The 7,341-nt window shown below is 68.9% G+C and carries 6 protein-coding genes; 3 read left to right on the forward strand and 3 right to left on the reverse strand.

The genetic code is table 11. The features are described 5' to 3' along the window. Positions 1 to 143: 143 nt before the first annotated feature. Positions 144 to 1,178 carry a zinc-dependent alcohol dehydrogenase family protein gene (locus ACZ6DT_RS27290; RefSeq protein ID WP_465600305.1) on the forward strand — a complete coding sequence of 345 codons (1,035 nt, stop codon included), beginning with the start codon at positions 144 to 146 and terminating at the stop codon, positions 1,176 to 1,178. Positions 1,179 to 1,197: 19 nt separating this feature from the next. Beyond that, positions 1,198 to 2,643 carry an aldehyde dehydrogenase family protein gene (locus ACZ6DT_RS27295; RefSeq protein ID WP_465600308.1) on the forward strand — a complete coding sequence of 482 codons (1,446 nt, stop codon included), beginning with the start codon at positions 1,198 to 1,200 and terminating at the stop codon, positions 2,641 to 2,643. Here ACZ6DT_RS27295 and ACZ6DT_RS27300 read toward each other — a convergent pair. The 3 genes from ACZ6DT_RS27300 to ACZ6DT_RS27310 form a co-directional block, all read right to left on the reverse strand. Next, positions 2,640 to 4,085 carry an FAD-binding oxidoreductase gene (locus ACZ6DT_RS27300; protein ID WP_465600311.1) on the reverse strand — a complete coding sequence of 482 codons (1,446 nt, stop codon included), beginning with the start codon at positions 4,083 to 4,085 and terminating at the stop codon, positions 2,640 to 2,642. The genes ACZ6DT_RS27295 and ACZ6DT_RS27300 overlap by 4 nt on opposite strands. A gap of 78 nt (positions 4,086 to 4,163) precedes the next feature. Next, complete coding sequence (locus ACZ6DT_RS27305; protein ID WP_465600314.1) at positions 4,164 to 4,886, reverse strand: maleylpyruvate isomerase N-terminal domain-containing protein; 723 nt, start codon at positions 4,884 to 4,886, stop codon at positions 4,164 to 4,166. Between the two features lie 64 nt (positions 4,887 to 4,950). Further along, positions 4,951 to 6,657, reverse strand: a complete 1,707-nt coding sequence (locus ACZ6DT_RS27310; protein WP_465600316.1) for a GMC oxidoreductase — start codon at positions 6,655 to 6,657, stop codon at positions 4,951 to 4,953. A 102-nt stretch (positions 6,658 to 6,759) separates the two neighbouring features. Here ACZ6DT_RS27310 and ACZ6DT_RS27315 point away from each other — a divergent pair, with 102 nt between their 5' ends. Then, entirely contained in the window at positions 6,760 to 7,146 is a 387-nt protein-coding gene (locus tag ACZ6DT_RS27315; protein WP_465600319.1) for a hypothetical protein, read from the forward strand. The last annotated feature ends 195 nt before the right edge of the window (positions 7,147 to 7,341 follow it).

Raw genomic sequence — 7,341 nt, forward strand, 5'->3', positions numbered from 1 at the left:
ATCCTCCCTTGGATCCACCCCCCTTGCCCACACCAAAAAAAGGCACTTGGTGAACCAGACCAACCCTCCCCCTGCCCTGGGTGTTGGGAAGCGGCCAAACCCCGACGCGCCCATACTGGGGCCAGTCGAGGAAAGGACCCGTCTTGCGAGCGACTGTCATCTACGGCGCCGGCGACGTACGCGTCGAGACCGTCCCGGACCCGAAGCTGAACGAACCGACCGACGCCCTCCTCCGCGTGGTCCGGTCCTGCATCTGCGGCAGCGACCTCTGGCCGTACGGCAGCATGCCCCCGCGCGACCGCGGCGTCCGGATCGGGCACGAGTTCCTCGGCGTCATCGAGGCCGTCGGTTCCGACGTCACCACGCTCAAGCCGGGAGACCTGGTCGTCGCGCCGTTCGTCTACTCCGACAACACCTGCCGGTTCTGCCGCGAAGGCCTCCACACCTCCTGCCTGCACGGCGGCAACTGGGGCGCGAAGGACGTCGACGCCGGCCAGGGCGAGGCCGTCCGTGTCCCGCAGGCCGACGGCACGCTGGTGAAGCTGCCGCACACCGAGGACGACGACCTGCTCGCCTCGTTCCTCACGCTCTCCGACGTGTTCTCGACCGGCCACCACGCCGCGGTCAAGGCGGGCGTGAACGAGCGCACAACCGTCACTGTCATCGGCGACGGCGCCGTCGGCCTCTCCGCGGTCCTCGCGGCGAAGCGCCTCGGCGCCGAGCGCATCATCCTCATGGGCCGTCACCGGAGCCGCACGGACCTCGGCCGCGAGTTCGGCGCGACCGACGTCGTAGCCGAGCGCGGCGATGAAGGCATCGAGAAGGTGCGAGAGCTGACAAACGGCGAAGGCACGCACACCGTCCTCGAATGCGTCGGCACGAAGCCCGCCTTCGAGATGGGCGTCGGCGCGGTCCGTCCCGGCGGCACGGTCAGCCGCGTCGGCGTGCCGCAGTACACCGAGGGTCCGATCGGCCCGTCGCTCTTCCGCCGCAACATCACCGTCACCGGCGGCGTGGCGCCCGCGCGCCACTACATCCCCGAACTGCTCGACGACGTCGTCGAGGGCCGGTATCAGCCGGGCAAGGTCTTCGACCGGACCATCGGGCTCGAAGAGGTCCCCGACGGCTATCGCGCCATGGCGGACCGCGAAGCGCTCAAGGTGCTCGTCAAGCCCTGACTGGAATACCTTCTTACCCATGGACATGATCACCCCGGAGCCACGCCCCGCCTGGATCGCCGGACGCCCCGAGCAGGGCGCTTCGACGGTCACCGTGCACCACCCCTATGACGGCAGCGAAGTCGCCACCGTCGCGGTGCCCGGACCGGAGCAGGTCGAACGAGCGGTGAGCGCGGCGGCGAGCGTCGCGAAGGAGTTCCGGCGTTCCTCGGCGCACAGCCGCGCCGCGGCGCTAGACCACGTTTCGCGGGTCATCGCGGGCCGGGCCGAGGAGATCGCCGAGGTCATCACCGCCGAGAACGGCAAACCGCTCAAATGGGCCGACGCCGAGGTGCGGCGCGCGGTGTCGGTGTTCCGGATCGCCGCCGAGGAGGCCCGCCGGTTCAGCGGCGACCTGCAGCGCCTGGACACCGACCCGGCCGGCGAAGGCAGGCTGGCGCTCACTCGCCGCGTTCCGCGTGGCCCGGTGCTCGGCATCGCGCCGTTCAACTTCCCGCTGAACCTGGTGGCGCACAAGGTCGCGCCGTCGCTCGCGGTCGGCGCCCCGATCATCGTCAAACCCGCACCGCGCACGCCGTTGACCGCGCTGATCCTCGGCGAGATCCTGGCCGAAACGGATCTGCCGGAAGGCGCGTTCTCGGTACTGCCGCTCGGCAACGAGGAGACGTCGGCGCTGGTCGCGGATCCCCGGCTGCCGGTCGTGTCGTTCACCGGTTCTGGTCCGGTCGGCTGGTCGCTCGCGGACGCCGCGCCGCGCAAGCACGTCGTGCTCGAACTCGGCGGCAACGCGGCCGCCGTCGTCTTGCGCGACTGGCCGGATCCGGAAGGCGCGGCTGAGCGCATCGCGACCTTCGGCAACTACCAGGCCGGGCAGTCCTGCATCGCCGTGCAGCGGGTCATCGTCGAACGCGAAGTCGCCGAGGAGTTCGTGCCCGCCTTGGTGGAAGCCGTGCGGGCACAGCGAACCGGTGACCCGTACGACAAGAACACCGACGTGGGCCCGGTCGTCGACGAGGCCGCCGCGGAGCGGATCGTCGCCTGGATCGACGAGGCCGTCGCGGCGGGCGCGAGGATCCTCACCGGCGGCAAGCGAGAGGGCGCGACGGTGGAGCCGACCGTGCTCACCGACGTGCCATCGTCCACAAAGGCCTGGGCGGAGGAGATCTTCGGGCCGGTGCTCGCCGTGTCCATTGTGGATGGTGTCGACGAGGCTTTCGCGTCGGTCAACGAATCCGCCTACGGCTTGCAGGCCGGAGTGTTCACCCGCGACGTGCATCTCGCGTTCTACGCGTCGACAGAACTCGAAGTCGGCGGCGTGATCATCGGCGACGTCCCGAGTTACCGCGCGGACCAGATGCCCTACGGTGGCGTCAAGGGATCGGGTGTGGGCAGGGAAGGCGTCCTCGCCGCGATGCACGACCTCACCGAGGAACGGGTCACCGTCTTCACCGGCATCGACCTCTAGTCCGGGGTGACGGCCTGCGCGAAACCGAACACCTTGTCCGGGTCGTAGGTCTTCGCCACCTGCTTGAGACGGGCGGCATTGCCGCCGTAGTAGGCGGTCATCCAGTCGGGCAGGGCGGGGTCGATGTAATTGACGTAGCCCCCGTCCAGCCCGAGCCCCGCCACCACTTCCGCGACGGAATCCGTTGCCACGGAACGGTTACGCGCGTCCGCCTGACCGTAGATCTGCACGCTGCCGATCGCCTCCCGATGCCAGAACGCGGTGGCGTCCGGGGCGATGTCGGCGACCGCGCCGCCGAGACCGTCGACCAGCAGGTCCATTCCACTCCTGCCCTTGAGGACGGACGTCAGCTTCGCGGGATCCGCTGGTTCGCCGAGAATCCGCGACGAGGCCACAAAGGACTGTCGGTTTTCACTGCCGGAGAAGTACTTCATCGCACCGAGATAGTCGAGTTGCTTGACGGAACGCGTCGCGCCGGCGAAGCCGTCCAGCAGCTTGCCCAAGGAAGCGGAATCGCCTACATAGCAACCGGAAACGCGCACGCCGACCTGGGGTCCTCCGGACAGTACGACGTTCGCCCACAACTCCGGCGGCGCTCCGGGAAGCCAGCGTTGCCACTCGGCGAGCACGTCGTCCGCGCTGCCTGCCGGAAAGTGCAGGGAGAACACCGAAACCGCCGATGGCGCCGGATCCGTGCGGAAGGTGAACGAGGTGACGACACCGAAGTTGCCGCCTCCCCCGCCACGCAACGCCCAGAACAGTTCAGGCTCGGAATCCGCCGACGCCGTCCGGAATTTCCCGTCCGCCGTGACGACCTGCGCGGACACCAGATGGTCGCAGGTCAGGCCGTATTTGCGGGCGAGCACCCCGATTCCGCCGCCGAGCGTCAGTCCGGCGATACCGACGCTGGGACATGTACCCGCGGGCAGGCATCGGCCCGCCCCGCCAAGGGTGGCGTAGACGTTCTTCAGCCGCGCGCCCGCACCGATCACGACCCGGTCCCCCTGAACGTCCACTGAGGACATTCCGGCCAGGTCGATCATCAAGCCACCGTCGGGAACCGAGTACCCGGCATAGCTGTGCCCACCACCGCGCGCGGCGATGGGAACCCGCCGCGCGGCGGCGGAAACAGCGGCCTGCACGTCTTCGGGTTTGACGCATTTCGCGATCGCGGCGGGCTTGCGGCCGTCGAAGGCGGGGTTGAACACGCGCTTGGCATTGTCGTAACCGGAATCCCCCGGCAGGAGCAGGGAGACCTTGTTCCGCAGCGCGGCCCAATCCGGCGGGCCGGACGGTGGTGTGACGCCGGTGCTCGGCGGCAACGACGTGCCGGGAGCCGAACTGGGCGCCTGCGCGGGAGGCGCGGCGGAACACGCCGTCGCGGTCACCCCGGCCACTGTCGCGCCGGCGAGCTTGAGGAACGCCCTTCTCTCCAGCTTCATGCCCGATAGACGCCCATGGGACGGGCAGGTTGCGGCCCTACCCCCGAAGGTGTGCATCCCTTCCTCTTCGAACGGTGGTCACAGCCAGCGTGGGAGCGTCGGCACGTCACCGTCCAGCGAGGATCCGTCGCCGCGGCCGGTGACCCAGGCCAACACCTCGCCACGGGTCCCGGTCAGCGTCGTCAGTTCCCCTTCGCTCATCCGCCACTCGTGGCGGTACCCGTTCTCTTCGGCGGCGACCAGGAGCACGGCGGGCAGGTCGCCGCCGTACATCCCGATGGCGTTGCCGACCACGGTGTCGAACTCGTCGCCGAGAAGATCGGCGACGCGGGTGAAGTCGTAGCCGAGATCGAGATCGGCGAGATGGATCGAGATTTCGGAGAGCCGGAGCCAGAGCACGAATTCCGCCGGGATGTCACGGCCCCGCCTGGCTCGCACCCGGACCTGCCACGCGTCGTCCGGCAAGCTCTCCGCGACCTCGACCAAGCGCGCTGCGGAGCCGGCGACGTCCTCGGCGATCTCCTCGACGGACCGGTACGCACCCTTCTCGATGTCGTGGTCTCTGGCCGTCTCGCCGGCGTACATCGGCGTCTCGACGCCCGATTTCGCCCAGGTGAGCAGGTTGACCAGGCCGTCGGCGTTCCGCGCGAGGTGGGACAGCAGATGCGCCCGCGTCCAGCCGGGCAGCGCGCTGGGGCCGCGCGCGGTCTCCTCGTCGATCCCGCGCACGACGCGCTCCCATTCGTCGTGCAGGGCGCGGACGCGGTTCAGCAGGACGGGTGCGCGTTCGGAGGCTGTCACCTCTTGGAATCTACCCGTCAGGCGAAGCCTGTCCGTTGAAGGTGGCGGCGGGGCGGGGTCCGGGTTAGCGCCGGAGCGCCGCGGGCGCGTCCGCCGGAACCGAGGGGTTCTTCGGCGCGATCGGGTCGAGCCGCACGTACGGCGAGTCCTGTGACGGCCTGTTGTCCTGCTCCCCCTTGTTGGGCCAGAACGAAAACGCCCGCTCGGCCTGCGCGGTGATGGTCAGCGAGGGGTTCACGCCGAGGTTCGCCGTGATCGCCGAACCATCCACAATGGACAGGCCAGGGTAGTTGAAGACGCGGTGGTACGGGTCGATCACGCCGTTGTCGGGCGAGGTGCCGATGGGGGCGCCGCCGATGAAATGCGCCGTCAACGGGATGTCGAAGATCTCGCCCCAGGTCCCGCCCGCCATCCCGCCGATGTGGTCGGCGGTGCGGAGGTTCGCCTCGTGCCCCGCGGGGATGAAGCTGGGGTTCGGCTCGCCGTGGCCCTGTTTGGAGGTGTACTTGCGGCGGCCGAAGAGCCCGCGTTTGGTGTACGTGGTGATGGAGTTGTCGAGGCTCTGCATCACCAGCAGGATCACCGTGCGCTCGCTCCAGCGGTAGCCGTTGAGCAGCTTCACGGTCTGGACCGGATGCTTGACCATGAAGTCCACGGCCTGACGCCAGCGCGGGACCGCCGAATCGCCTTCGGTGGCGATGGTCTGGAGCAGGCTCATCGCGTTGCTGCCCTTGCCGTAGCGGACGGGCTCGATATGCGTGTTGTCGTCGGGGTGGATCGACGACGTGATCGCGACGCCGCGGCTGAAATTCCGTTCCTCGTCGACCGAGGTGCGGGCGGCGCCGATGATGGCCTCGGAGTTGGTGCGGGTCAGTTCGCCGAGGCGCGGCGAGAGCTTCGGCAGCTTGGCGGTGTCACGCATGCCGTGAAGCAGGTTCTGCGTGCCCCACGTGCCGGCGGCGAGCACCACCTGCGCGGCGGTGAGCTTGTGCCGGAACTTGCGCGAGGTGGTCCCGGTCTTCTTGATGCTCACCTCGTACCCACCCGCGTTCAGCGGGCTGATCGCGCTCACGGTGGTGAGCGGGATGACCTTCGCGCCGTCCTTCTCCGCGAGGTAGAGGTAGTTCTTGACCAGCGTGTTCTTGGCGCCGACGCGGCAACCGGTCATGCAGGCGCCGCATTCGGTACAGCCGGTGCGCGCCGGGCCCGCGCCACCGAAGTACGGATCCTCGGCGCGCTCCCCCGGCTTGCCGAAGTACACGCCGACCGGCGTCGGGTGGTACGAGTCCGCCACGCCCATGTCCTCGGCGACGCCCTTCATCACGACGTCCGACGGCGTGACGCTGGGGTTGGTGACGACGCCCAGCATGCGGCTGGCCTGGTCGTAGTGCGGACCGAGTTCGGACTCCCAGTCGGTGATGTGGGACCACTGCGGGTCGACGTAGAACGGCTTCAGCGGGCGGTACAGCGTGTTCGCGTAGACCAGCGAACCGCCACCGACGCCCGCGCCGGCGAGCACCATGACGTCCTTGAGCATGTGGATGCGCTGGATGCCGAAGCAGCCGACCTGGGGCGCCCAGACGTAGCGGCGAAGGTCCCAGGACGTCTTCGCGAATTCGTCGTCGGCGAAGCGGCGGCCCGCCTCGATGACGGCGACGCGGTAGCCCTTCTCGGTCAGCCGGAGGGCGGCGACACTGCCGCCGAAACCGGAGCCGACGACGATCACGTCGTAGTCGAAGGCGTCTTCAGTGGTGGTGTTACTGGCAGTCACACCTTCGACTGTAACCTCGGCCACCTCTTCTGACCAGAGGTAAGTTACCGGCCAGTTACCTTCCACCCGGATGCGCGAACGCGGCTGAGGCATCATCGACCGGTGGATACGGATGCTCCGGTGGCGATCGACTTGACGCGTGACGAGCGCACGGTACTGCGCTGTGGCCTGGCGGAATGGGGTGGACCGGCCGCCTGCACCGACGAACTCGCCGTCGCGATGGGCTTCAAAGACGTGCCCGACCTCTTCGAGCAGGCGCGAAGGTTGCGCGCGGCGCTGGCCGACGAAGGACCGCTACGCGCCTCGGAGTGGCGCAAGACCCTGATCGCCACCGAGATCGTGTTCGCCAGCGACGTCTTCGGCTCCGGGATGGACTGGTCGGTCACCACGGGCTTCGCGGACGACGAAACCCTCCCGATCCTGCGAGACCTGCAGCGGAAGATCGCCCGCGCCCTCGGCTCGGCCCGCTACCGCCCCCGGCCCACCTGAGCGCCTTTAGCGGGCTAAACGCGACACACGAGGGACACATGAGGCTGATGGGACTAGTGGGGCACGTGAGCGCAAAGCGGCCCGGATCGCGTTTAGCGGGCTAAACGCGATCCGGGGAGAGGGGGAAGCGGCCAGGGCGGGGAGTCGCGCCAACCCCCCTGGACCCCCCCCCTCCCTACCCTCCCCCCCTTTCCC

The sequence above is a fragment of the Amycolatopsis sp. NPDC041971 genome (assembly GCF_055588925.1).